25 protein-coding genes and 1 rRNA gene are annotated in these 25,990 nt (G+C 47.1%); 20 read left to right on the top strand and 6 right to left on the bottom strand.

Annotated features, from left to right (window positions below; translation table 11 throughout):
* Nucleotides 1-86: ribosomal RNA gene (gene rrf, locus AAIH57_RS27520) — 5S ribosomal RNA — on the top strand; the annotation flags it as partial.
* Nucleotides 87-335: 249 nt separating this feature from the next.
* Here the strand turns inward: rrf and AAIH57_RS27515 are convergent.
* The 4 genes from AAIH57_RS27515 to AAIH57_RS27500 all read right to left on the bottom strand — a co-directional run bounded on the left by AAIH57_RS27515 (nucleotide 336) and on the right by AAIH57_RS27500 (nucleotide 6,654).
* Complete coding sequence (locus AAIH57_RS27515; RefSeq protein WP_175395476.1) at nucleotides 336-515, bottom strand: hypothetical protein; 180 nt, start codon at nucleotides 513-515, stop codon at nucleotides 336-338.
* A gap of 201 nt (nucleotides 516-716) precedes the next feature.
* Nucleotides 717-1,844 carry a response regulator gene (locus tag AAIH57_RS27510; RefSeq protein WP_430023742.1) on the bottom strand — a complete coding sequence of 376 codons (1,128 nt, stop codon included), beginning with the start codon at nucleotides 1,842-1,844 and terminating at the stop codon, nucleotides 717-719.
* A gap of 40 nt (nucleotides 1,845-1,884) precedes the next feature.
* Complete coding sequence (locus AAIH57_RS27505) at nucleotides 1,885-4,983, bottom strand: hybrid sensor histidine kinase/response regulator (protein WP_430023741.1); 3,099 nt, start codon at nucleotides 4,981-4,983, stop codon at nucleotides 1,885-1,887.
* A gap of 315 nt (nucleotides 4,984-5,298) precedes the next feature.
* On the bottom strand, nucleotides 5,299-6,654 hold the full coding sequence (locus tag AAIH57_RS27500) for an MATE family efflux transporter (protein WP_430023740.1): 1,356 nt from the start codon (nucleotides 6,652-6,654) through the stop codon (nucleotides 5,299-5,301).
* Nucleotides 6,655-6,833: 179 nt separating this feature from the next.
* On the opposite strand from AAIH57_RS27500, the gene AAIH57_RS27495 reads away from it, so the two are divergent.
* The 10 genes from AAIH57_RS27495 (at nucleotide 6,834) to AAIH57_RS27450 (ending at nucleotide 15,331) form a co-directional block, all read left to right on the top strand.
* On the top strand, nucleotides 6,834-7,568 hold the full coding sequence (locus tag AAIH57_RS27495; RefSeq protein WP_430023739.1) for a class I SAM-dependent methyltransferase: 735 nt from the start codon (nucleotides 6,834-6,836) through the stop codon (nucleotides 7,566-7,568).
* Between the two features lie 188 nt (nucleotides 7,569-7,756).
* Entirely contained in the window at nucleotides 7,757-8,335 is a 579-nt protein-coding gene (locus AAIH57_RS27490; protein WP_430023738.1) for an RNA polymerase sigma factor, read from the top strand.
* On the top strand, nucleotides 8,332-9,582 hold the full coding sequence (locus AAIH57_RS27485) for a hypothetical protein (RefSeq protein WP_175395470.1): 1,251 nt from the start codon (nucleotides 8,332-8,334) through the stop codon (nucleotides 9,580-9,582). The genes AAIH57_RS27490 and AAIH57_RS27485 overlap by 4 nt, the downstream gene beginning before the upstream one ends.
* A 57-nt stretch (nucleotides 9,583-9,639) precedes the next feature.
* Nucleotides 9,640-10,098, top strand: coding sequence for a DUF523 domain-containing protein (locus tag AAIH57_RS27480; protein ID WP_430023737.1), 459 nt, complete (start codon nucleotides 9,640-9,642; stop codon nucleotides 10,096-10,098).
* Between the two features lie 228 nt (nucleotides 10,099-10,326).
* On the top strand, nucleotides 10,327-11,004 hold the full coding sequence (locus tag AAIH57_RS27475; protein ID WP_430023736.1) for an NAD(P)H-dependent oxidoreductase: 678 nt from the start codon (nucleotides 10,327-10,329) through the stop codon (nucleotides 11,002-11,004).
* Nucleotides 11,005-11,197: 193 nt separating this feature from the next.
* Nucleotides 11,198-11,572 carry a MarR family winged helix-turn-helix transcriptional regulator gene (locus AAIH57_RS27470; RefSeq protein ID WP_430023735.1) on the top strand — a complete coding sequence of 125 codons (375 nt, stop codon included), beginning with the start codon at nucleotides 11,198-11,200 and terminating at the stop codon, nucleotides 11,570-11,572.
* A 114-nt stretch (nucleotides 11,573-11,686) separates the two neighbouring features.
* A complete protein-coding gene (locus tag AAIH57_RS27465; RefSeq protein ID WP_430023734.1) occupies nucleotides 11,687-12,268 on the top strand; it encodes an NAD(P)H-dependent oxidoreductase in 582 nt (193 codons plus the stop codon).
* A 92-nt stretch (nucleotides 12,269-12,360) separates the two neighbouring features.
* Nucleotides 12,361-12,672 carry an ArsR/SmtB family transcription factor gene (locus tag AAIH57_RS27460; protein ID WP_127540805.1) on the top strand — a complete coding sequence of 104 codons (312 nt, stop codon included), beginning with the start codon at nucleotides 12,361-12,363 and terminating at the stop codon, nucleotides 12,670-12,672.
* 160 nt (nucleotides 12,673-12,832) lie between these two features.
* Complete coding sequence (locus AAIH57_RS27455) at nucleotides 12,833-13,867, top strand: LLM class flavin-dependent oxidoreductase (protein WP_430023733.1); 1,035 nt, start codon at nucleotides 12,833-12,835, stop codon at nucleotides 13,865-13,867.
* Nucleotides 13,868-14,170: 303 nt separating this feature from the next.
* Nucleotides 14,171-15,331, top strand: a complete 1,161-nt coding sequence (locus AAIH57_RS27450) for an AI-2E family transporter (protein WP_175395464.1) — start codon at nucleotides 14,171-14,173, stop codon at nucleotides 15,329-15,331.
* 106 nt (nucleotides 15,332-15,437) lie between these two features.
* Here the strand turns inward: AAIH57_RS27450 and AAIH57_RS27445 are convergent, their stop codons facing one another.
* Nucleotides 15,438-15,809 carry an ArsR/SmtB family transcription factor gene (locus AAIH57_RS27445; RefSeq protein WP_175395463.1) on the bottom strand — a complete coding sequence of 124 codons (372 nt, stop codon included), beginning with the start codon at nucleotides 15,807-15,809 and terminating at the stop codon, nucleotides 15,438-15,440.
* A gap of 277 nt (nucleotides 15,810-16,086) precedes the next feature.
* On the opposite strand from AAIH57_RS27445, the gene AAIH57_RS27440 reads away from it, so the two are divergent.
* From AAIH57_RS27440 to AAIH57_RS27410, 7 genes are all read left to right on the top strand, one after another.
* A complete protein-coding gene (locus tag AAIH57_RS27440; RefSeq protein WP_430023732.1) occupies nucleotides 16,087-18,456 on the top strand; it encodes a heavy metal translocating P-type ATPase in 2,370 nt (789 codons plus the stop codon).
* Between the two features lie 107 nt (nucleotides 18,457-18,563).
* Entirely contained in the window at nucleotides 18,564-18,923 is a 360-nt protein-coding gene (locus AAIH57_RS27435) for an SdpI family protein (protein WP_413037482.1), read from the top strand.
* Between the two features lie 176 nt (nucleotides 18,924-19,099).
* The gene (locus AAIH57_RS27430) at nucleotides 19,100-19,555 is read left to right on the top strand and encodes a MerR family transcriptional regulator (RefSeq protein WP_175395460.1); all 456 of its coding nucleotides are present in this window, start codon (nucleotides 19,100-19,102) and stop codon (nucleotides 19,553-19,555) included.
* Nucleotides 19,556-19,710: 155 nt separating this feature from the next.
* Nucleotides 19,711-20,928 (top strand): MFS transporter, encoded by a 1,218-nt coding sequence (locus AAIH57_RS27425; RefSeq protein ID WP_430023731.1) that lies wholly within the window; start codon nucleotides 19,711-19,713, stop codon nucleotides 20,926-20,928.
* Nucleotides 20,929-20,946: 18 nt separating this feature from the next.
* The gene (locus AAIH57_RS27420) at nucleotides 20,947-21,369 is read left to right on the top strand and encodes a universal stress protein (protein ID WP_175395458.1); all 423 of its coding nucleotides are present in this window, start codon (nucleotides 20,947-20,949) and stop codon (nucleotides 21,367-21,369) included.
* Nucleotides 21,370-21,523: 154 nt separating this feature from the next.
* Nucleotides 21,524-22,948, top strand: a complete 1,425-nt coding sequence (locus tag AAIH57_RS27415; RefSeq protein ID WP_430023730.1) for an aldehyde dehydrogenase family protein — start codon at nucleotides 21,524-21,526, stop codon at nucleotides 22,946-22,948.
* A gap of 355 nt (nucleotides 22,949-23,303) precedes the next feature.
* Nucleotides 23,304-24,086: a MerR family transcriptional regulator gene (locus tag AAIH57_RS27410; RefSeq protein WP_430023729.1), complete on the top strand. Its 783-nt coding sequence runs from the start codon at nucleotides 23,304-23,306 to the stop codon at nucleotides 24,084-24,086.
* Nucleotides 24,087-24,235: 149 nt separating this feature from the next.
* Here the strand turns inward: AAIH57_RS27410 and AAIH57_RS27405 are convergent, their stop codons facing one another.
* Nucleotides 24,236-24,715 carry a GAF domain-containing protein gene (locus AAIH57_RS27405; RefSeq protein ID WP_175395455.1) on the bottom strand — a complete coding sequence of 160 codons (480 nt, stop codon included), beginning with the start codon at nucleotides 24,713-24,715 and terminating at the stop codon, nucleotides 24,236-24,238.
* Nucleotides 24,716-24,914: 199 nt separating this feature from the next.
* On the opposite strand from AAIH57_RS27405, the gene AAIH57_RS27400 reads away from it, so the two are divergent.
* Complete coding sequence (locus AAIH57_RS27400) at nucleotides 24,915-25,211, top strand: hypothetical protein (RefSeq protein WP_175395454.1); 297 nt, start codon at nucleotides 24,915-24,917, stop codon at nucleotides 25,209-25,211.
* A gap of 198 nt (nucleotides 25,212-25,409) precedes the next feature.
* Nucleotides 25,410-25,982, top strand: a complete 573-nt coding sequence (locus AAIH57_RS27395) for a GNAT family N-acetyltransferase (RefSeq protein ID WP_175395453.1) — start codon at nucleotides 25,410-25,412, stop codon at nucleotides 25,980-25,982.
* The last annotated feature ends 8 nt before the right edge of the window (nucleotides 25,983-25,990 follow it).

The following is a 25,990-nucleotide window of genomic DNA, read 5'->3' as shown; positions in this document are numbered from 1 at the left end:
TACCCATCCCGAACACGACCGTTAAGCCCTCTAGCGCCGATGGTACTTGGACCGAAGGGTCCTGGGAGAGTAGGACGTTGCCAAGCAAAGAACCACTGCCGATGTCATCGGTGGTGGTTTTTATTTGTTTACATTTTAGCGTAGAAAAAAAGCACTATTTTGAAATAAAGTTGAACATAGATCAAAGAGAAGGCACTGTTTAATTAAACAGTGCCTTCTCTTATTATGGATTCGGAAGCAGGTTCCGAGCGATGAATATATATAGGGGAGAATCCCCGTTGAAATATTGATCTATCCTAGATCTAATTCTAAAAAAGGGTAGCATTTCAATATAATTAAGACCAGTTAGCGGCCTGTGGTGCTTTTTTCTTGTGAATATTTAGTAGTCGGGTGCGTTTGACTCGTTGCTTTTTCTGATCTTCCAGCAATTTCTTGACGCCTCTGATCAGAAGCCGATATCTCAATTCATCATCATGTCCGAGCTTATGCATTTCTTCGAAATACGCTTTGTTCATTCGTTCGTACACCATCCAATCATGTTAATAATTCAACATTATCATAGTGAACTAAACAAATTCTAAACAACTGCGGCATCAGGATAGGGATCAGATGAAACGCACCAAGGAAACTAAGGATAATAGAACAAAAACAATGGAACATAAAATAACAAACTCATGATAAGCAAGTTCAGATTAACAATCTCATGACTCAGAAAACTAAACTCTGGCTTTCCATCGCTCATACCAACTCCGAATTTCAGCTGATGGCACAGTATCCAGATCTTGCTGAAGCATGTATTGAATGGTTTGGTACCGTGCCTCTACGGAGGCGTAATCCCCCAAGAAGTCATAGATCTCCATTTGTCTCAGATAGGCTTCTTCATAATATGGATGAATATAACTGAGGCGCTGGTATAATGCCAGAGCTTCCATCCAGTTTTCCTTTTCTGTATAATAAGCAGCCAGCTTGAGTGCATGGTGTATAAAAAGGTTCCGCAGTCGCTCCCGTTCAGACAAGGTCCATAGATAATCGAATTCTTTTAAGTAATCATCTTTGTATGCTTCAATGATTTCGCTGGCATCTTGTTCGTTATCAGGCGTGATCTCATCCAAGCTGCGAATGGACTGTTCCCACTTTTTCGTCAGGTTAATGTTGCCCTCCAGCCGCATACAGTATCCTTCTGCTCCACTTGTTTTCTCGATTGGAAGATCCACGTTGACCTGTTTGAGACAGCGGCGTATATGATAGACGGTTGTATATAAGTAGCTTCGGGCTTTCTCAAGATCTGTATCCGGCCACACTTGCTCTATAAGGGTATGATTGCTGACAAATTCGTTGACGTGATGAAAAAGCAGTGCAAACAATACTTGAGATTTTTGAGTGCGCCATTTAATCGGCAGTTCCTCGGAACCTCTGCTTATTTTCAATGAACCAAACATGCTTATGGTTACCTCAGCAGGTTCTTCATTGGCAGCAGAATAACTTAAACGTTTCTGTATGCGATTCACCGTTTTGGAGAGCCGATCCATGTTCAGTGGCTTAAGAACATAATCCAGTGCATTAAGCTCGAATGCTTCCAGAGCATGGTTATCATATGCTGTAACGAAAACTATTTCAGCCGAAGGACACAGGGAGACCAGCCTTTCCGCTGCTTCCAGGCCATTCATCTCAGGCATCTGTATATCAAGAAAGATGATATCGGGACGTAAGTCCGTAATCTGTTCTATCGCGCTTTCAGCATCCATAAATACGCCGACAATAGTGATAGGTACCAGCTTTTTGAGTAAGTTTTCCAAATGAATGAGGGCCAGGTGTTCATCATCAATTAACACGGCACGAAACATGGTTAATGATCTCCTTTCTTAGTTTGATTGGACATGACGTCTACTTGTTGAAAGGTGGCTGAACCTCATCGGGAATGAAGAAGGAAACAGTCGTACCAATCCCAGTCATGCTGGAGATGGTTAAACCTGAATCATACAGCTGCAGGAGCCGACGATTGGTATTTCTCAGTCCAATTCCCCCCAGGGAAGAGCCAAATCGAAGGCCAAGCACTTTGTCGGCTTCTTCCGGACTCATTCCCTTTCCGTTGTCAGAGACACGAAAGTGAACTCCTCCATCTTGACGTTTTACATCTATGGTGAGCGTGCCGCCACTTTTCTTGCTCAGTAATCCATGACGAATTGCATTTTCCACAAGGGGCTGTAGTGTCAGCGGAGGCAGCATAATGGTGTTTAAGTTGGTATCCATGTTGCGCTTGATATCGATTCTTGGACCAAATCGTTCTTTCTCAATATACAGATAGGCGTTCACGAGATCGAGCTCATGAGAAAGAGGCACAAGCTGCTGCAAATTGATGAATTGGAAACTGTATCTTAGATATGTCGAAAAGGCATCACCCAAGTGTCTCATTTTTTCGGTGTCTATTTCGCTAAGTGCCATTAACGAATTCAGTGTATTAAACAAAAAGTGAGGCTGTATCTGCGCTTGCAGATAGGCAGCTTCCATCCGAAGATGCTCTGTGAACGATTGCTTGAGCGTAGTGAGCGCACCTACACGATATCGAAGCTCAAGCGCGTTTACCGGCTTGCTCACATAGTCGCTTGCGCCTGCGGCAAAGCCGTTATAGATATCCTCAGGCTGGCTTCGGGCCGTAAGCAAGAGAACAGGGAGCTCAGCCAGAGTGAACCGGTCTCTAATCCTGCGGGTTAATTCGTATCCAGACATATGGGGCATCATCACGTCTGCTATAACCAGATTCCAAGGCCTTGAGAAGAGCAGCTCCAATGCTTCCTGGCCGGATAGAGCAGGGACTATTTCATACATATCCCGGGATAGAATTCGCGTGAGTACTTCCAGGTTCACGGGGTCATCATCGACTGCCAGAATGCTCATTTTGGTTGCCGGGTAAGAATCGCTCTGCTCTGCAGCAGCAGCCAGGTCATAGACCTGAAGCATATCGGTTGCCCAATCCAAGCGGGATTCCTTCACTTTGGCTTGATTATCTTTGGTAGGATTAACTGATTGTACCTGCTGGCTCGATAACGGCAAATTAAAATAGAAATCTGATCCTTTGCCTTGCACGGAGTCTACCTGAAGCTCAGATCCATGGAGCTGCAGCAATTGAGCAGAAATACTCAGCCCCAGCCCAAATCCACCGCTCTCCTTCATGCCTTCAGTGCCTTGCTCATATCTACCCAATACCCGGTGAGAGGTGTCCTCATCCATACCAACACCGGTGTCCTTCACATGTATTGAAACGGTATTGCCATGATGAATAGCTTGAATGATCACTTCTCCTTGCGGAGTGTATTTGATCGCATTATGCATCAGATTGAACATGACTTGAATCAACCTCTTCTCATCTGCCCAGACCGGAGGCAGCTCTTCCGGGATGTCTACCCGAATCGTGAGCGGTTTGCCTCTGATCATAAACCTCAGCATATCGACTACACCAAAAGCAATGGACTGCAGCCGAACAGACTCTGGATGGAGAACAATACGTTTTTCCTGGAGCCGGGCAATATCCATCAGATCATTCAGCAATGTGGACATGCGCCTGCCGATCTGGACCAACAACCTCATATCCTGTACACTGGCCTCTTGTAGGGTTGCCTTCTCGTTACTGATTATGGTTTCTGCAATATTGATTATGCCATGCAGTGGTGTACGCAGCTCGTGGGAGGTATTGGCCAGGAATTCATCCTTCATCTTGTCACTAAGTTCCAACTGAAGAGCATAACGTTCATTTTCCATGGTATGGCGGAAGTACTTTTTGAACCAGTAGGATGAGAAGCAGATAATGGCTGCAATCATATCCATAGGATAAAATGTCGCAGGCAATCCGGCTGCATGCTGTACGATGCCCCAGACGCAGCTGGACAGTATGGCCAGAGCGGCCAAAATCAAAAACAGGCCATCGGGCAGCCTTTGAATTTTTATTTTGATAATCATCCATAAGGCTACAGCTAACTGCAGGTTGAATATGGCATAAAATACCCCTGCTGATTGTGTAACTGCCGGGAAAGGCATAAGAATCAGACTGCAAATATATACAGCACCGACCGCGTAGAGTACCCTGCAAACTTTGGTATGCTGTTTGAAGAAGCTGTGCGTCAGGCTAAGAATCAATGTGGACAGAAGAATATAAGCAGCTAGCCGGATTTTGACTGTCCACGCGTAGCTGAACGGCAGCCACTGAGCGAACAGGTTATCATTGTCTGTTGAGATCGATATGGCTGCGACAAGCAGCAGCAGCGCGAATTTCAAGAATTCTCTTTGGCCTGGTTTGAATAGGAAAAGAATAAAGGCATATATCATATGCAGCAGCATAATGACGATTGTAAACAACTGGAATCCAATGGAATACCAGCGTTTGGTATCTATCGCAGCCTGAGTACCGAACTGAACGGAAGAGACAATTCCTCCATGAACCTGCTCTGCAAAAGGCCGGATCTCCACGAAAAGTTCAATTTCCGAAATACCGTGAACATTCTCAGGCGCAACGTAGGAGGCCGTATATGTACTGAACTCCGGATGACCAAAGGAACGTGGGACATAGGCAGGATCAAATTGCCCAAATTCGGCGGCTACCTTGCCGTTAATGGTGACCCGGGAGGCAGATTGAATCTTGTTGAACCAAAATGTGTATACCTCATCTGGCTTAAGATTAACAAGCATTCGCAATCTATAAGTACCCGGCTCGGAGGCACTTCTTTCCTTGTAGACATCTTGCTTTTTCCAGTCCCCTGGTACTTGTATGGATTGCGGTTTTTTGAATAATTCCGGGGAGGTTCCTATGTCCGCTTGTCCCGGATAAAAATCCCATTCTCCATCCAGGGTAATAGGTTTCGAAGAACTAAGATCCAATGAAGACAGATCCAAAACGCCTTTATCAATCATCGGCCGCTCAGCGGGCTGTGAGTAGTCAAACCACACTAGTCTGAGGGCGGTGAGGATAACGATAAAAGAAATCAGGAGCATTATACTTCTCGGTTTTAAAACAAATGTTGTCCTTTTCATAACTTCTCATATTCGACAAATTTCCCGAAAAACCTTTATAAAAACATGTATTGCATTCGGCAGCCTTTCAGTTGAATTTAACGGTATGAACGCTTCCACGCCAAAGGAAATTGCCAACGCAACGACGGGCAGTAATGGTCGATTCGATATTTGAATATAATGGTTGGTATAGTCTTTGTGCGACCATTTCCCTTCGCAAATTGAGGGGATATAAAAAAACCTCCCGGATCCTTAACAAGGGGTCCAGCAGGTTTTTTAGGTTGTTGATGCTAGGCTTTATTCAAGGGTTAAACCATGTCTCCTCTCCGAAACGGCACGTTTCCTATAGTAGACCGCAATAGTCATGAGGACAAGCATCTCAGAGAGCGGTACAGCAAGCCATACACCAGTTACACCCCAGAATGATGGAAGGACTGCGATTAATGCAATCATGATGATCATTTCACGTGCAACTGTAATCCAGATTGCCATTTTAGCATTTCCAACCGATTGGAAGTAGGTGCTCATAACAAAGTTAATCCCCATAAACAAGTAGGCAAAAGTAAATATTCTTAACCCGTATACAGCGCTATCGGTGACACTGGTACTAAAGTTTCCGAAGATTTGCACAAAATAAGGCGCTCCCCATTGGACGACAAGCAGCAGAATGACACCACAGGCCAGAGCCGTTCGGGAGGCTATGCGAATGGTTTGCTTTTCGCGTACCAGCTGTTTCGCCCCGTGATAGTAACTGATCAGCGGCTGTGCAGCAGATGCCAGACCCAGAAATGCCAGCAAGACTACTCCGTGGATATAATTCAGTACTGTAAAGGATGCCACGCCATCCGTACCCGCAATGCGGTCCAGTGAAATGTTGTGTGAAACGGAGAAGACAGACATGCCGAGTTCCGCAAGAAAGCTGGGAAAACCAATAAGGACAATGGTGCCCAGCAGTTTGTTATTCCATCTGAACCGGGTGAAGGTAAGGTTATTCGATTTTTTGAAAAAGTGAGACAGCAGGACAAGCAGGGCAAGAGACGCCGAGACGATTGTACCGATGGCAACACCTTGCACTCCCCATTCGAGCACATATAGAGTCACATAATTGAGAACGATATTGGCTACAGCAAATGTAATCTGTGCATACATGGAGGTATTGGGATCACCGTCGTTACGAACAAAAATGGTAAGTGCATTCTCAATGGTGAAAACAAACCCGAACAGCAGCATGATGTTCATATAGTCAGCGGCATATGGGAATGTTTCGGCATTGGCGCCCAAGGCATAGACCAACTGATCCTTGAAGGTAAACGCAGTATATCCTATAGCTATCGTAATCAGCAGAATAATCGTTATGGATTTCGTAAATATTTGTTTGGCCGTGGTGATATCCCTTTTGCCCATATAGGTTGAATACAGGGTTGCCCCGCCCATGCCAATCCACAGCGACATGGCAACGAAGAGGGTGTATACCGGTGAAGCAATGCCAATTCCGGCGAGCGCTGTAGATCCAAGTTTGTGTCCAACCATGATGCCATCGATAATAAAGTTAAAAGCTACGACCAGCATCCCCAGTATGGATGGCACAAGATAACTTACAAAAGCTTTTCCAACGGATTGCTTTTCCAGGGGATGCGTCCAATTCGTATTCATAATGACCTCCGTTTAGTAAACTGAATGTTCGTTTTATAATAAATAATACTGAACGTTCGTTCTGTATAATAACACGTGTTGAATTTGCTTGGCAACTTTTCCTGAGAACCATCGTTTAGATAATAGAGTTAATCAGCGTTAATGCAGTTTTATCGATAAAGAAAAGAGGGAACTGTGATATGAAGCAAAATAAATATGATGAAGCTGAGTTTTTCAGCGAATATAGCCAGATGGCTCGTTCCACTCAAGGGCTGAAGGCTGCAGGTGAGTGGCATGAGCTTCAAATGATGCTGCCCGAGCTGAAGAACAAAAACGTGTTGGATCTGGGATGCGGCTTCGGATGGCACTGTCGGTACGCACGAGAGCAGCAGGCAAAATCAGTTATTGGGGTGGATTTGTCTGAGAAGATGCTGGATCGTGCACGGGAGATGACGGATGATTCGCAGATCGAGTTTAGGCAAATGGCGATTGAGGATATTGAGTTTGAGCCTGAACAATTTGATGTGGTGATTAGCTCACTTGCACTGCACTACATTGAACGTTTGGACCAGGTATATGCTCGAATCAATACATCCCTCGTCCAGGGTGGTACATTTGTATGTTCAGTGGAACATCCGATCTTTACAGCCCGTGCTGCTCAAGACTGGCATTATGGTCCCCAAGGCGAAATTATGCACTGGCCCGTGGATGATTATCATCAGGAAGGCGAGCGCATTGCCAATTTCCTGAATCATGACGTGGTTAAATACCACAGAACATGGGCGACCCACCTGAATGAACTGATTAAGGCAGGATTTGTGATTCAGCAGGTGGCCGAATCCAAACCTTCGCCTGAGATGATGAACCAATATCCTGGCATGCGAGACGAGAATCGTCGTCCCATGTTTCTTATGATTGCTGCGGTCAAGGCTTGAGATGTCTGCACGATTGATTCGAAAAGTTAGTCCCAAGCGGCATAGCTTGGATATGGATTGACCAGTATGGTTCGGCTCGTTGGAACCCTGCTGGTTTATTTTTATTTAGAAAGAGAAATGAGAGAAAATGATCAGACCGGGAACCAAACTGGAAATGAACCAGTCTTATTAAGTGAGGTGAACATCCGTTGGACTATCAATTTCTGGCCCAGGCCCAGACGATCGACAATTACACACTCAGCAGCATGATGGATGACTATGGGAATGATGTGTGGAACTATGCTTACTTTTTGACCAGAAGTACAGAGCAGGCAGACGAAATATCACAGCAAGTATTTATTCAGGCATATTCCGGGATTAAACACTTTCGCGGGGAGTGTTCCCTGAAAACCTGGTTGCTCACCATTACCAGAAATACGACATTTACATACCGGAAATCGAGGTTTTTTCGCAGCAGTTTATGGGGGGAGACACTACCGATTGAATCAGAACAGGGTCCTTCACATATTCATGAGATGACGCCTGCACAATATGCCCATCCCTCAGCTGAAGCCGAGGTAATAAGTAGGGAGCATGTACATGAAATATGGGACATCGTCATGGCTCTGCCGGATAAGTTTCGTGAGATCTTGTTGCTGCATCTAAAATACGAGCTCACCATGAACGAAATTGCTGAAATGCTGAGAATCAGTACAGGCACGGTGAAATCGAGGTTATCACGGGGCAAAGATAAAGTGCGGAAGCAATGGGAGGAGAGAAATAGATGAGGTTCAAGGATGAGGACTGGGAAAAAGAAATCCGCAAGGAGCCATTTGCATCGTCTCCTTTTCAAGACCAGCACAAGCAGAATGTACTTCGTCAGGTGGAATGGATGAAAACGGGTGAGGAACATGTCAATGATGCTCCAGATCACAAACAGAAACAACATATTATGAAGCGGAACCGTCGAACTGCTCGTTCACGTCCCCGGAAAGTTGTTGTAGTGACGACAGTTGCGGCAGTAGCTGCAGCAGCTATCTTATGGAATGGACAGGTTCTGGAACCCATTGTAGAGAGGGTGTATCCTCTATCTGCTCTGCAGCTCTCGGATGACCCTAGCATGAACCTGCTAACAAGTGAGATGAAGCAAACTGTGGCTATGTCGATGAGAGACTATCTAGGTAAACAACTGGAAGTCCATTATGCTAAGAAAGGGCCAATTACTGGCTGGGTATATATCGAGGCTGGCGACGTGAATAAATCAGAGTATGCCAAGATGTGGCTGGATGGGAAGACTGGAGCACTGGTGGAAGCCGATATGCGAAGTGAGATGTCTGGCAACGAGCTGGAGCACCGATTTTTGCGTCAAGTCCCTGGTCTTCTTAAAGGAATTAACAGTGATCCAACGTTGAAGCCGATCTCAGCCAGACGTTATGTGAAGATGAAGCAGGGTCAGGAGAAGCCTGTATGGTTCACCACATTATTTTTGGAGAACGGGAAGGGCAGTGGCAGCATTGAGTGGACACGGGATGAAGCAGTTTCGGTTTCTGGTACGGTGAGTAGCGACACAGTATCCACAGATCTGATAACCAATGCGAGAAGCTCGATTGAAGCCTTGTCTGGTGAGCCAGCACCAGCTTTGAAAAGTGTAACGTTTACTCAAAATGATAAGCAGCTTGAAGAAACAACGGCCCTCTATTTTGGTGATCGGTATTTGGTAAGGAGTGTTGGTGGGAGATATAGCAATGAATATACTGTAATGGATTTTCAGAGGGGCGTTCCAGAACTCGTCACCATAGAGGATCAAGAGCAATATATTGAGAAATTACTTACCTTGGACGAAAAAATAATCAGGCAGAATGCAGAACCCATAATCCAAAAAATGTTCGGTATTGATCTTGATAAATATGTCTTTGAGCGGAATACAAACAATATTGGCATGGCAACATTCCGCTTGGAAGAGATGGCCAATACGATTCAAGTTCGTTATGAAGAAGATGCACGCATTACCATGATTACAATATCAGATCTATAAGTTTAATCCGTATGGTACAATCCTAATAGCTGAGGAATTGAACATAAGGAGAGCATAATGAAATATTTGGTGAGTTCATGTCTGGCAGGAGTAGCTTGCCGTTACAACGGAACAGCGAGTCTGGATGAGAAGATTCAGGAGCTCGTAGCGCAAGAGCAGGCCATGATGGTCTGTCCGGAACTGCTCGGTGGATTCTCCACCCCGCGGGAACCGGCAGAAATTATCGGAGGTACAGGTAAGGATGTGCTCGCAGGCACAGCCCAGGTGATTGAGAGAGGTGGCAGGGACGTTACAGATCTGTATATTAAGGGAGCCTATCAAACGCTGGAATGGGCCAAAAGACTGGATGTTACTTGTGTAGTGTTGAAGGAATTCAGTCCTTCCTGCGGCACACAAGCCATCTATGATGGTAACTTCGCTAATCACAAGGTACAAGGTGAAGGCGTCACATCCGCTCTGCTTCGGCAAGAAGGCTATGAAGTCATTTCGGAAATTGAATTCATGGAACAATTGTAAACTGTACAGCGTAAGGAACAAGCCGCCCAGGAGAATAATCAACTTCGAAGTGGCTTTTTTCTTTGTAACAACACAATACTTACTTTTAAATACTGAGAAACAATAATGTGCGTACTTTTAATTTGTGGTTATAGATTCTAAACTAATACTTAAGCAAATGATGAAAATAATGAAGACACCGAGAGTCAGCATACCATTCAATAATAAAAGAGAAGGAAGTGGAGTTTCATGGAGCCTACAACACAAGCAATGAAAAAGGAAGAAATTTTGAACGCGTATCATTTCCGGCATGCAACGAAGGTATTTGACGATTCACGCAAAATTTCGGATGAGGATTTTGAATTTATTCTGGAAACAGGAAGGTTATCACCGAGTTCGATCGGATTCGAGCCATGGAAGTTCTTGATCGTGCAAAAACCGGAGCTCCGCCAGCGCTTGTCTGAAGTATCCTCCGGGGCTCAGAAGCAATTGGCGACGGCAAGCCACTTTGTGATTATCCTGGCCCGTTCGGACGCAAGTTATAATTCCCCCTATGCGGAGTACATGCTCAAGGAAATTAAGGGCATGCCGGATGACGTATTTGAGTTAACAAGTGCGGCATATGGAAATTTTCAAAACAACCAGCGTCTGCTTGAGAACCCAAAAACTCTATTCGATTGGGCATCCAAACAGACTTACATTGCACTCGGCAACATGATGACCTCGGCAGCTCTTATTGGCATCGATTCTTGCCCGATTGAAGGTTTCAGCTACCAGGATGTGCATCGTATTCTCGAAGAAGAAGGTTTGCTGGAAGATGGAGCATGGGATATCTCCATGATGGCGGCCTTTGGCTATCGAGCAGAGGATCCCAAACGTGAGAAGTCTCGGCAGCCCATGGACAAGATTGCACAATGGATTGAGTAAATAACTTCGTATAAAGTAGGCCTCTGTTATCTCCCGTCACGTCAAGGAGGTATCAGGGGCCACTTTTGTAATGGCCTACGATTAGATAAAACTCTACACTTAAAAAAATCTTGCATATACATAGATGTCTATGTATAATGAGAGCATGCCAAAATACAATGCATTCGCACTAATCGCAAGGATCAGGGATCATGTGAACAAACGAATTATTCAGGAACTGGAGCAACACGATATTACAGGCATTGTTCCATCCCACGGAGATATTCTGATGTTTCTGTACCTTGAAGATTCACTATCCATTAAGATGCTGGCTGAACGCGTTCATCGTACACAGCCAACGGTGACTGTCCTGGTGAACAAGCTGGAGAAGCTCGGCTATGTGGAACGCAGCAAGAGTCCGGAAGACAGCCGGGTGAAGTTTATTCGTCTCACAGAGCAAGGACGGCAGTTAAAGCCCATTTTTGAACAAGTATCGGAGACGATTCGTGACATGGTCTATGGCGATATGACGGATGAGCAAGCAGAACAGCTGGAGAGTCTATTGATTGGAATCGTCCATAGACTATAAAAAAGAGAAAAAATTTTTTTGGGTAAAAACATAGATATCTATGTATAAAGTTGTGTACCATTGGAGTCCATATGAAGCAACATAATATAACACCAATCTGGAGGGATTTTATTCATGAAACATCTTATCGTATATGCACATCCACACGCAGACAGCTTCAATCGCGCCATTCTGAATACAGCAGTAGAGGCACTTGAAGGCCAAGGCCATGATGTTGTTGTTCGTGATCTGTACGCCTTGGAATTTCAGCCGGTATTAAGCGCAGCTGATACGGCTTCCATGCGTGCGGGACAGATTCCACAGGATATTGCTGCTGAACAGCAGTATGTCACGGATGCCGATGCAATTACGTTTATCTACCCAATCTGGTGGACTGGGCTGCCGGCAATTTTGAAAGGGTACGTTGACCGGGTATTTGCTTATGGCTTTGCTTATGCTTCAGGCGAAGCAGGAATCGAGAAGCTGTTAACAGGCAAAAAAGGACTGATCATCAATACACACGGTACACCTAGTGACATATATGACCAGATTGGCATGACTGCTGGTATGAAAATGACTTCCAATGTCGGAATCTTTGATTTCGTAGGAATTGAGTCCGTGGATCATTTGTTCTTTGGCAGTATCGGATATCTGGATGATGCGGCCTATCAGTCCATGCTGGAGCAAGTGAAGCAAACGGTAAGCACCAAATTCTAACGAATACTAATGCAACAATTGGCAGGTCGATTCGCACGATGAATCGACCTGTTTGGTTTGCAAAATAGAAGAAAGGGGGTATAATCGTACCCATGGAACCTTTACTCATATTTAAAGCTTTGTCCAACGAGACACGCAGGCAGATACTGTCATGGCTCAAAGATCCGGAGCAGCATTTCTCACCTCTGGAATTGTCCCAGCATCCCGATGGAGGGAAGAGCGGGATCTGTGTCGGAACCATTCAGATGAAGGCTGGATTGGCTCAATCCGTCATATCCAGTTATTTGCTGACCATGCTCAAAGCCGGGCTGCTGCTCTCCGAGCGCAGGGGCCAGTGGACGTATTATCGCCGCAACGAAGAAACCATTCGTCAATTTGCCGAGTATGTACAGCACGAGTTATAAAGCCGGACGCCAGGACGGAAGCAAGAATGCAGCAGCAGGCGGGGATTCCGTCCGGATGTAAACGGCGAAGAACAATGCTGTTACTCCTATTTTTATGTGTTTTTACATCTATATATCTGGATATACAAAAATATATCTCACCAAAGGAGAACTTCTCATAATGACTACTGATAACCAAGTTTCATCCCATAAACAACATATTAGCGACGTTAAGCTGTCCATCCTGGATCTGGCTCCTGTCGTTGTGGGTGCTACACCTGCAGATGCGCTCCGGAACAGTCTGGATCTGGCACAGCATGCGGAGCGTTGGGGATACCATCGCTACTGGGTGGCTGAGCATCATAATATGCCCGGTATTGCCTCTTCCGCTACATCGGTAGTCATTGGATACCTGGCAAGTGGCACGAACACCATCCGTCTTGGTTCCGGTGGCATCATGCTTCCCAACCATGCACCACTCGTTATTGCCGAGCAGTTCGGTACACTGGAATCGCTGTACCCGGGCCGCATCGATCTGGGACTGGGGCGTGCACCAGGGAGTGACCGCCGCACATCACTAGCATTGCGCAAAGACCTCAACAGCGGAGAAGATTTCCCGGAATTGCTGGCTGAGCTTAGAGCATACTTTGATGCTTCTGCCACTTCCTATCATGCACCTGTTCGCGCGGTGCCAGGTGAAGGGCTGAACATCCCGATCTACCTGCTCGGTTCCAGTGATTTCAGTGCACGTTTGGCAGGGCAGCTCGGATTGCCATTTGCTTTTGCCAGCCACTTCTCGCCGGATTACACCCGCATAGCGCTTGAAACATATCGAAGCAGTTTCCAGCCTTCTGACACGCTGAAGGAGCCGCATGTTATTGTAGGTGTGAACGCGGTTGTTGCAGATACGGACGAAGAAGCCGCATGGCTGGGTACAACCATGCAGCAGCAGTTCCTGAACATCATCCGCGGGACGACAGGACTGGTGCAGCCACCAGCCGACATGGAAGGCAAATGGACTGACCGGGAGAGAGCCGGTGTGGAGCAGACGCTGAAAGCAGCCGTCAAGGGCTCGCCTGAAACGGTACGTAGACAGCTTGAATCGTTCATTGCCCAGACACAAGCGGATGAGCTTATTATTACATCCATGATCTATGACCACCAGGCACGTCTGCATTCTTACGAATTGATCGCGCAATTGGCGGGCAAAGCTTAAGTTTGGCAGCATCTGTACAAAAGCTGAAATAACGGATTCATGAACGGTTCGTCTCGCAAGGAGGCGGGCCGTTTTTATATATAATGGGTACATTCCAATAGATATATGAGGCAGTCCTGATTTTTTAGGGTAAAATGACATTACGGTCTATTTTGAAACGGTTAAATGTGCCATGCGTATAAACCAAGAGCATTATACATATGTTGGCTTGTACAAGGTGCTTTATTCGCCATGAGAATGAAGCATCAGTTGGACAGCTTATTTTTTATCATGATCATGATACATAAGAGAGGAAGACATGCCATGGAGCAACCCGAACAACCCCGCATTTGGCCGGATCGGTTTAAGCGGTTTTTTCTAAACAACAAGTTTGTCCTGTTTTTGCTCATTCTGCTGCTGGTCGGATTGAACGTGATGGTGCTAACGAAGATATCCTTTGTTCTGCATCCGTTAGCAGTGCTGATCAAGACAATAGTACTGCCGATCATCCTGTCCGGTATCCTGTACTACCTGCTGAATCCGCTGGTTGATGTAATGGAAAAGTGGAAGATCAAGCGCGGGTGGTCGATTTTGATCCTTTACCTCGCGATTGGCGGCATTTTGACGGTAGTGGTACTGGCAGTCATTCCGGTGCTTCGCAATCAGATTATGGGACTTATCGCCAACTTCCCGATGTACAGTGAGAATGTCAGACAGCAGTTCGAGGAGCTGACAGGCAGTCAGCTGTTCGGTCAGGTCCAGGAAACGGTGAATCTGAACTGGCAGGATTGGTGGGGAACGATCTCCGAGAAAGCGACGGAAATTCTGAATACCACCTGGAACAAACTTGGCGGTTTTCTTGGTGCCTTTACCGAGACGGTGTTATCCATTGTAACGGTTCCGTTTATTCTGTTTTACCTGCTTAAGGACGGCAAGAAGCTTCCGGAGAAAATCCTGTCGTTTTTGCCGATCAAGAGCCGTACCGGTGCCATGGACGTACTTCACGATATTAACCACCAGATCAGCTCGTTCATCCGTGGACAAATTATTGTAAGCTTCTGTATCGGTATCCTGCTCTATATCGGCTATATGATCATCGGTCTGGATTATGCACTGATCCTGGCGATTATCGCTTCCTTTACCAGCGTGGTGCCGTATTTGGGGCCAGCAATCGCAATCACGCCTGCACTGATTGTGGCTCTGGTCACTTCTCCAGTTATGCTGCTGAAAATGGTGGCTGTATGGACGATTGTGCAGCTGATTGAAGGAAAATTCATCTCTCCGCAGATTATGGGCAAAACGCTCAAAATCCATCCGATCACGATTATCTTTGTCATTCTGACATCAGGAAATCTGTTTGGTGTGGTGGGCATTCTGCTGGCCGTTCCGGGTTATGCGGTGCTCAAGGTTTGCGTATCCCATATCTTCAACTGGTTCAAAAGCCGTTCCGGCCTGTATGATCCGAATAACAACAACCTGCTGTAAGTGCGCTTATATATGGAAAACGGTGCCCTTATTTAAACAAAACCCCCGCCTATCGGCTAGAAGCCGAGGGACGGGGGTTTTGTTTGATGAATAGGCTGGCCATAGCCTAGCCATGTTTAATATGCTGGAGCGTTTGCAGGAAGATCTGCTCAATATGCGTATCATCCAGGGAGTAATACACCGTCTTGCCTTCCTTGCGCCGCTTGACGATCCGCATGTTACGAAGTGATCGCAGCTGGTGTGAAATGGCCGACTGTCCCATATCGAGCAGCACCGTCAGATCATGAACACATAATTCCTTTTGCAGCAGCGCATCAATAATACGTAGACGTGTTGGGTCGCTGAACGCCTTGAACCAATCTGCCATCTCGGAAGAAGTCTCCCGATCTATAAGTGAAGTGCGAATGGACTGCACGTCCGCTTCCGTTCCCGAGCAGGCTGCATCACATTCACCTGGCGCTTTAACCGGTTGTTCCATTTCCTATCACCGCCTATGTTAACTCAACATTTTTTGCATATCAGGAATTGATGCATGATTACAACTATACGCCTATTATATCGAAAAACCGTCTAAAGCGAAATGATTACTATTAGCATATTCTGTATGAAAAATATCACCCTCCATTGTTGACACTAAAGTTTTAAGGTGCATATAATAGGGGTAACAACACATATGAATGAATGCTCATATATTAACTTTATCCAATACGAGTCAGTTATAATCTTGTTTTCGTACTGCAAAGGGGAGAATTCACATGGGAACCGGACAGGAACAAGTGAAAAGGGAACTGCTGCTGGATGGATTGGACTGTGCCAATTGTGCGCTGAAGATTGAAAATGGTGTCAAAAAAATCAAGGGAATAACGGATTGCTCCGTTAATTTCGTAACCAAAACCTTGTCGATGCATACAACTTCCGATATGGATGAGCAGGTTGTGGAAGAAGCTAAGCGCAAGGTCCTGCGGCTGGAGCCGCATATTCGCATCTCGGAAAAGGGGAAACCATCGATTGGCAATCATGCTTCTGCCGAGGCGGTAAGCCGTTTAAACGGCCATAGGCACGTACAGGCAGGCACCGAAACCGAAGCCGATGGACAGGATCACGATCATGCGGGTCATTCTCACGACCATGAACATCATCATGGAACACATTATCATGGCGTTCAGGATCACGCGCATGACCCTGGCAAGCATGAAGGTCATACCCACAGCCATTCACACGGTCATGAACATGACGCGCATGCAGGGCACTCGCATGAACATGGTTCAGGACAGACGAAAGTACTGCTTGCACGGCTTGCTGCAGGTTCCGCACTGGTTGCTGCTGCGATCTGGTCCCCGCTGGAAGGTTGGGCACAGCTCGCGCTCTATGTGGTCGCTTATCTGATCGCAGGGGGAGATATCGTTCTCCAGGCGTTTAAAAATATCATCAGAGGCCAGGTATTTGATGAATACTTCCTGATGTCGGTGGCCACGATTGGTGCCTTTGCCATTGGGGAATATCCGGAAGGGGTAGCGGTCATGCTCTTCTATCAGCTCGGGGAGCTGTTTCAGGGTATGGCGGTTAACCGATCACGCAAGTCGATTGAGTCACTTATGGATATTCGTCCGGACTATGCCAATATTCTGACCGGATCTGGCGACGAGACCAAACGCGTCTCTCCGGAAGAAGTGCGCATCGGTGATCGAATTGTTGTCCGAGCAGGCGAGAAGGTTCCACTCGATGGAATCGTGAAGGCAGGTCGGTCCATGGTGGACACGTCTGCTCTGACTGGTGAATCTGTGCCTCGTGAATTGGAACCCGGAAGCGATGTATTGAGCGGGTTTGTGAATAAGAACGGTATGCTGACGATTGAAGTGACCAAAACATTTGGTGAATCGACGGTATCCAAAATTCTGGACCTGGTGCAAAATGCAAGCAGCCGCAAGGCAAAGACGGAGCATTTTATAAGTAAGTTCGCCCGTTACTACACGCCAGTTGTTGTTATTCTTGCAGCATTGATTGCATTCGTTCCGCCGCTGGTGCTTAGTGGTGCAACGTTTGCCGATTGGATCTATCGTGCACTGGTCTTTCTGGTCATTTCCTGTCCGTGTGCGCTGGTGGTCTCCATTCCGCTTGGATTCTTCGGCGGGATCGGGGCGGCTTCACGTAACGGGATTCTCGTGAAGGGCAGCAACTACCTTGAAGCATTGAATGATGTGAAAGTGGTTGTTTTCGATAAAACGGGTACACTAACCAAAGGTGTATTTAAAGTCACAGCTATTCGCCCTGAGGGCGGTCGTACGGAAGATGAATTGATGGAGCTTGCCGCAATGGCCGAAGCCCAGTCCAATCATCCAATTGCTGAATCCATTCGCGCAGCGTGGGCGAAACATATTCGTACACAGGGTGTAGAAGATTATGACGAAGTTGCCGGACACGGGATCAGAGTCAGTGTGGATGGCCGTGAAGTACTTGCGGGTAATGCCAAAATGATGGATCAGGCGGGTATTCTCTACACCAAGCCAGAAACGGTGGGCACCGTCATACATGTTGCTGAAGCAGGTGTATATGCCGGTCATCTGATCATTTCGGATGAAGTGAAGGAGGACGCAGCAGCAGCCATTCAGGCACTGAAGAAACTTGGCATCCGCAAAACAGTGATGTTAACGGGTGACGCCAAAGCTGTTGGGGAGGCTGTTGGTCGTGAGCTGGGTGTGGATGAAGTCTACGCTGAACTACTGCCGCAGCACAAAGTCGAACGGTTGGAACAATTGGAAGCTGCCAAGTCTCCGAAGGAGAAGATGGTTTTTGTCGGGGATGGCATTAATGATACACCGGTGCTGGCACGTGCGGATGTAGGTGTGGCAATGGGTGGACTCGGTTCGGATGCGGCCATTGAAGCAGCAGATGTGGTCATCATGACCGATGAACCATCCAGACTGGCAAGTGCGATACGCATTGCGAAGCGTACACGAAGAATTGTATGGCAAAATATCGGGTTCGCATTGGGTGTCAAAGCCATCTTCCTGCTGCTGGGTGTGTTCGGCATTGCTACCATGTGGGAAGCGGTATTCTCCGATGTGGGTGTTACGGTCCTGGCTGTACTGAACGCCATGCGTGTGCTGCGTGTGAAGAACATCTAAGTTTCCGAAACGAACGACACGGCTCTTCGTATATACGTAGAGCCGTTTTTTTATTTTTATGGCTGCATGAGGTTTACAGGGAAGTTTGATGAGAAGGGGAGAGCATTTTGGCAGGAGCAATTGTAGGATTAATTTGCGGAGTATGCTATTTCGTGCTGGGCATCATGTTGTTTAAGAAACCACCGAAAAAGATTAATGGCATATATGGTTATCGTACCCCGCGCGCAATGAGTGATCCTGAATTATGGGACGAAGCGCAGCGTTATAGTGCCAATCTGATGATGCAGTTTGGTGTCATTATTACGGTGTTTGGAATTCTCGGGTTCTGGTTTACGGACGTGCAGGCACTGGTACTCAGTCTGTTTGCAGTGGCATTCTATACCATCAGACTGTTTACCAAAGTTGAAGGACGCTTAAAGGAATTGCAGCATGCTCAGCAGCGGAAGCAGAATGAGCAAGGCGCGTAAAGGGATGCCGACATATTTTATATGATCTGAACCGAAGATCCGCGAAAGCGGGTCTTTTTGCGTTCGGGTAAAATGTGTTGATTTTCCATGTATAAAATCTAACGTTGACGTTAACGTTATAATTATATATAATTATGTACATAACATTATAGACATATAAAAGTGAGGTGAAGGAAATGAGTTTGTACAAAATCGACGACGTGGCCAAGGAATGTGGTTTGACGAAGCGCACCATTCGGTATTACGAGGAGATTGGTGTCATGCCTTCACCTCAGCGGACGGACGGTGGCACGCGGCTGTATACGAGAGAGGATATTGATTATCTGAAAAAGGTCGTGCGTGCCAAGGAAGTACTTGGCTTCTCGCTTCAGGAACTGCATACGTATATTGCAACGGCAGATGTACTAAATGAGCAGCGGTTTGATTACCAGCAGACAACCGAAGTCAGGGAACGGATTGAGAAACTCACCAGGATGGAAGACACGCTGGATGGTCAGCTTCAGCTGATCGAACAGAAACTCCAGAGCATTCACGCCGTACAGGAGGAACTGAAAGAACTGCGTGAACGGGTACAGAGCGGGATTCAGCGATTACAGAGTCATGAAGCTGCAGGCCAACCGGAAGGCGGATAAGGAAGTTGGGTCATTTTATACTCAATAAAACAAATCGTACATGCACCGGCGATCCGGTGTCATTTTGTGCCGTTTTGTTTCATCCACTTTTGAAAAGGGAATGAAAATTTCATTATTTACAATTCAAGCTGATAATTAACCAGGAGGTATCATGTATGAAAAGAGAACCATCATTACCTGACGAACTGCCGTCATCACGTGGAGGCTTACTGTCCCAACCAAGAGCCGTATGGGCTGTAGCCTTCGCGTGTATTATTTCGTTTATGGGACTGGGATTGGTTGACCCCATCCTGCCAGCCATTGCAGATCAGCTGCATGCATCCAAAAGCCAGGTTTCATTGCTGTTTACAAGCTATAACGCCGTTACGGGGATTGCCATGTTGATTACAGGCGTTGTATCCAGCCGGATCGGCGTCAAATGGACTTTGTTAAGCGGGATATTGCTTATCATTATTTTCTCCTTTCTGGGCGGGACCTCAGACACCGTAGGTGCACTGGTGGGTTACCGTGGCGGTTGGGGGCTGGGTAATGCCCTGTTTATCGCAACGGCGTTGTCAGCCATTGTTGGTTTGTCCACTTCAGGGACAGCCAAAGCAATTATTTTGTACGAAGCAGCGCTTGGTCTTGGTATCGCCGTAGGTCCATTGCTTGGTGGTGAACTGGGTTCCATCTCATGGCGCGGCCCGTTCTACGGTGTTGCTGTTCTGATGGCAATTGCCTTCATCAGCATTACGTTTATGCTGCCCAAAATGGCCAAACCGAAAACGCGCAGTTCCTTGTCCGATCCGTTTAAGGCGCTGAGTTATCCATCCCTGAAAACACTGGCGATTACCGCCTTCCTGTATAACTTTGGATTCTTCACATTGATGGCTTATTCACCTTATGTTATGGACCTGGATGAGCACGGACTCGGTTATGTGTTCTTCGGCTGGGGTCTGATGCTGGCAATTACATCCGTATTTGTAGCTCCAAGACTGCAGCGCCGATTTGGATCAGTACCTTCCATGAGTGTTATGCTTACTCTGTTTGCCATTGACCTGGTTGTCATGGCTGTGGGTACCGTGATGGGATCATCCACTACGGTTATTGTTGCGGTTATCGTTGCAGGGATATTCCTCGGAATCAACAACACGTTAATTACGACAGCCGTCATGGAAGCTGCGCCTGTAGAACGCTCAGTAGCTTCGGCTGCATACAGCTTCGTTCGTTTCCTTGGCGGTGCGCTGGCACCGTGGCTTGCAGGTAAATTGTCGGAATGGTTCCTGCCGGAAACGCCGTTTTATTTTGGCGCATTGATGGTACTCATTGGTGTTGTCGTTCTGTTGGTACGTCGAAGACATTTGCGTGATATCGATGCAGCCATTACACATTAATATATGGGGGGAATTAAAATGCTGGAACAAATACTAGTCGCTGTCGATGGGTCGGATCATGCACATAAGGCGCTGCAAACCGCTGTTGAATTAGCTGAAAGTTTGAAGCATTCCGCCAAGTTAATTATCGTGCATGTGAATCCTTCCATATCACTGAATGAGCCGGCTTTGGGAGTGGATCTCGAGGCACGAATTGCAGAAGAAGGGCAGCATATTATCGCACCCGTAACAGAGCTGATGTCCGGACGTTCAATCCCTTATGAGACGCTGTTGATTGCAGGAGATCCGGTGAATGAGATCTGCCGCGTCTCGCGGGACAGGAAATGCAACCTGATTGTCATGGGGACAGGCGGTAAAAGCGTGCTGGCGGAAATCGCCGCTCCCAGTGTCAGCCATGGTGTATTGAAACATGCAGAGTGCTCAGTATTAACAGTTAAATAAGAACTCTACAGAATATGGGCTGGGTTGATGACATCACTGTAGTGTATAAATAGATGAGGGATGAAAGCGATTTGGAAGGTTGTTTCCTATCGTCATGACGACCCATTGAATTCATTAGTCAGTTCGCAGCAATTGTGGAATGGGAGGATCAATAATGAAAAAACAGCATCTGTTTATTGGTGGCAAACCCACAGCATCATTAGAATATAAAGCCCTTCAGGCTCCGTACTCCGGAGAAACCTTGGCAGACGTGTCATCCGCTTCAGCAGAGGAAGCGAAGACTGCAATTGAAGCTGCTGTTCAGGCTGGCAAGGAGATGCGCTTCATGCCTGCTCACCGCCGTGCAGACATCTTGTACAAGCTCTCCGCCCTGCTGGAAGAGCGGAAGGAAGAAGCGGCGCGGGTCATTGCGCTGGAGGCGGCCAAGCCGATTACGGCTGCACTTGCGGAAGTGGATCGTACAGTGGAAACATACCGTTTTGCCGCAGAAGAAGCGAAGCGATTGACAGGGGAGACCGTTCCCCTGGATGCAGCCAAGGGGGGTGAGGGACGCATCGGGTATACCATGCGCCAGCCTCTGGGCGTCATTGGGGCGATAACTCCATTTAATTTTCCGATGAATCTGGTGGCCCATAAGGTTGGACCTGCACTGGCAGCAGGCAATACCATTGTGCTGAAACCAGCTGAGCAGACGCCGTTGTCTGCCTACTATATTGCCAGTCTGCTTCAGGAAGCCGGATTACCGGATGGTGCATTGAACGTAGTGAGCGGGGATGGCAAAACGATTGGTGATGTGCTCGTGGCTGACCCCCGCGTAGCCCATATTACATTTACGGGCAGTCCGGCAGTCGGGACGAGCATTCGCAGTAAGGCCGGATTGAAACGGGTGACCTTGGAACTCGGATCGAATGCTGCTGTTATTGTGGACCGGGATGCAAATCTCGACAAAGTGATCCCTCGGTGTGTGACCGGAGCATTTACGTATCAGGGACAGGTATGTATCTCTCTGCAGCGTATTTATGTGCACAGCGCTATTGCAGATGAGTTTACACGCCGCTTCGCTGAAGCCGCAAAACAGGTTGTGACAGGAGATCCAATGAACCCGGAAACCGTTGTTTCTGCACTCATTACAGCCAAGGATGTACAGCGGACACTGGAGTGGATTGATGAAGCGAAGCAGGCAGGCGCTACGGTAGCAGCAGGAGGAGAAGCAGAAGGAGGCGTGCTGCGTCCAACCGTGCTCGTTAACGTGCCGCATGATGCCAAGGTGTCTTGTCAGGAGGTCTTTGCTCCCATCGTCGTGATTAACACCATAGATTCGGCCCAAGAAGGCATTGAGCGCGTGAATGATTCCATCTACGGCCTTCAGGCGGGTGTGTTTACAAACGATATTCATACGGCACTCCATGCAGCTGATCACATTGAAGCCGGAGGCGTAATGATTAACGACATTCCCACGTTCCGTGTGGATCACATGCCGTACGGTGGCGTAAAGCAGAGCGGAATGGGCCGTGAAGGTGTTAAATATGCAGTCGAGGAAATGACGGAACTCAAGTTTGTTATGTTTAATAAAAATTAAAGATGTTTCTGAAAGTCAGCTGATATCTGATCTAACATATCTAACATGCAGTAATTAAAAAAGGTCCTGTACCAATGAAAATCGGTGCAGGATTCTTTCTTATCATTATCAAAAAAAATTGAAGAAATGTCTTTAAATTCTCTACTGACCCCAGGTTCACTTTGAATGAGAAGGGTATAAATACTTTACATACCGCAAATCTAACCAATATTGCTGTTTATAGTACAAAAGCATGTGTCTCCTTCTCCCTTAGACGAAGGGGCATAGCATTGCTGAAAGTATATTGTCACTAACTTATTTCACATAAAAAGCAGTATGAATTAAAACTTAGCAGGCCAGACAGGAGGTGTTTTGAATGGCGTATACAATGGCTGATGTATCCGGCATGTCCGGTATAAGCTTGAATGAGCTGGGACAGTATGTGAAATCGGGTTGGCTGACGCCTGCATTTGTGGGTAAAGACACGAATGACGTTTATGTTGAGCAACCGGAACTGTTGAAACTCCAGCAGATTTTGTTCTGTAAGGAACTGGGGGTAGAGCAGGAAGAAATCGGTTCAATGCTTCAGGAGGATCCTCGTGATATCATTCATATGATGCAGCAGCAGCGCATTCAATTGCTGGAGAAGACGCTCCATCTTCATGGTTTGATCCAGACTCTGGACAAAACGATCTCCCATTTGCAGGGAGAGCAGGAGCTTGAGGTTCGCGATCTATATCAGGGTTTTGTTAAAAAAGGACATCACAGCATGCTGCCGGAGTCACCAACCAATGAGTCGGTTGCCACCCAAGGATGGCATCGTGCAGAATCCGAGTCAGCCATGTCGTATGATGGTGAAATCAAAACAAAAGAAGATTACCTGGATTCTCAGGAGAAAATAGACCGAATCAACCGTGACTTGCAGCAGGCGATTGAAGATGGCCTGAGACCTGAAAGTCCGGAGGTCCAGCAGATTATTGGCAGACATCTGGAATGGATTAAGGGTTATTACACACCTACTGCCGAGATTTATCGGGATTTGGGCAATCTGTATGTTGAGCATCAAAATTTTCGCCAGATGTACGATGGTTACCATCCGAAGCTGGCCGAATTTCTGCGAGATGGAATGATGATCAAAGCGGAACAGGATTTAGCCTGATTGCATAAAGTAACCATGGGCGAGCAGAACATGGATGTGTATGGCATAACGAAAAGCACAGACCTATTAGGTCTGTGCTTTTCGTTTATAAGCAGGCCCGGATTGTTGTAACATCCTGTTTATTTGGATACGAGACCTCTGGCAAGTGTTTATAGCTGCTCTGTGAGCAGTTTCACTGCCTGTTCCAGGAAGAGGCGGTCTTCGTCATCGAAACGGTTCTTGATCGGGCTGTCGATATCGAGCACCCCGTACAATTCGCCGTTTTTGATAATGGGCACGACAATTTCACTGTTCGATGCGGCATCACAGGCGATATGGCCTGGGAAGGCATGAACATCGTCAACAACGAGCGTACGCCGCTCCGCAGCAGAAGTGCCGCATACTCCGCGTCCAAGCGGAATACGGATGCAGGCAGGCAGTCCCTGGAACGGACCAAGTACAAGTTCTTTTCCATCATACAGATAGAAGCCGACCCAATTGGTATCGGTCAAAAATACGTTGAGCAGCGCCGCAGCGTTTGCCAGATTGGCAATGGCGCTTGGTTCATCGCGGATCAGAGCACTTAACTGTCCCAGGACGGCGGTGTGCTGCTCGCTTCGTGTTCCTTCATAGGAAACAGCTTGAAACATGATGAATCACCCTCCCGAGCAAAAATGGTACTTATTTTTTAAGATAGTGCAGTGCTTGCCTTTAGTCAAGCGGAGGAATTCGGCAAAATTTTTACTTATAAAAGAAAACCCATGTAAATACATCCTGTTTCTCAGCTTCTCGCACGGGGTAATTACTTAGCAATCACGGAGGGCTATAACCCTGGAAGGAGCTTGGATTATGCACGCAGAGGTACAGAATCTTTTTGTACGGATTCATCTTCTCTATTTGGCCCAAAATCAGGATTTAACCGTTGGTGACGCACTGCCTTTATTGGAAGAGCGCGGTTATCGCGTCGGCGAGCGAGAGATCAAGCAGGAGCTTGAGCATCTGACTCAGGAGAACTTCCTGACCGCCCATGGGGACCAGTGGAGCCTGACAGGGACAGGCATTGAGGAGTTTAAGGAGATTACGGCTGTACTGGGCCGGGTTAGCGATGAGCTGCTGGCGGTGGATGAGAAGGCTTCAACCGCCTGAGGATGATTCTCTGGCAGGACAAGCTATGGCTGGACATGCTCGATTGAATCATACGTACAACAAGACCGGGACCCCATGCGGCCCGGTTTTTTTGACGTCAAACGGATGATTGAATGGTTGCCATTCGGCGCAGGTTATGTTTAGATGACTATTGAATCTTATGGTCTACAGAGATGGATCGGATCGGAGTGTCTTTTCATGTATAAATCCAAAGGGAGAATTCCCGAACTCGAGACAACACGTCTCCGTTTGCGCAAGATGCGCCGCCGGGATGCGGCTCAGATGTTCGCATACTGGTCAGACCGGGAGGTGACCCGCTATATGAATCTGGCACCGATGATCGGGACAAGTGAAGCTGCGGATATGATTGGATTGCTTAACCATATGGCAGGGGAAGAGGAGGCGATTCGCTGGGGCATTGAACTTAAGGAAACAGGCCGGCTCATAGGAAGCTGTGGGTACAATACCTGGCAGCTTGAAGGCGCATTCCGCGGGGAGATCGGTTATGAGCTGGGGCGTGATTATTGGCGGCATGGCTATATGACTGAGGTTTTTTCGGTGATGCTGCCCTTCGGGTATGAGACCATGGGGCTCAATCGGATTGAGGCGCTGGTGGATCCACGGAATGCCGCTTCAGGAGAGTTCCTGATCAACAACGGCTTCACGCAGGAAGGTCTGCTTCGTCAGGTACAGCATACGTCTACCGGATTTAAGGATATGGTGATGTATTCCCTGCTGTACGATGAGTGGCAGCGCAAGCATCGTAAATAAACAGAGAA

The sequence above is a fragment of the Paenibacillus sp. MABNR03 genome (genome assembly GCF_050455445.1).
Classification (GTDB): domain Bacteria; phylum Bacillota; class Bacilli; order Paenibacillales; family Paenibacillaceae; genus Paenibacillus; species Paenibacillus xylanilyticus.
Note: the sequence above shows the minus strand (reverse complement) of the source record. Positions and strands in the feature narration are given on the sequence as shown.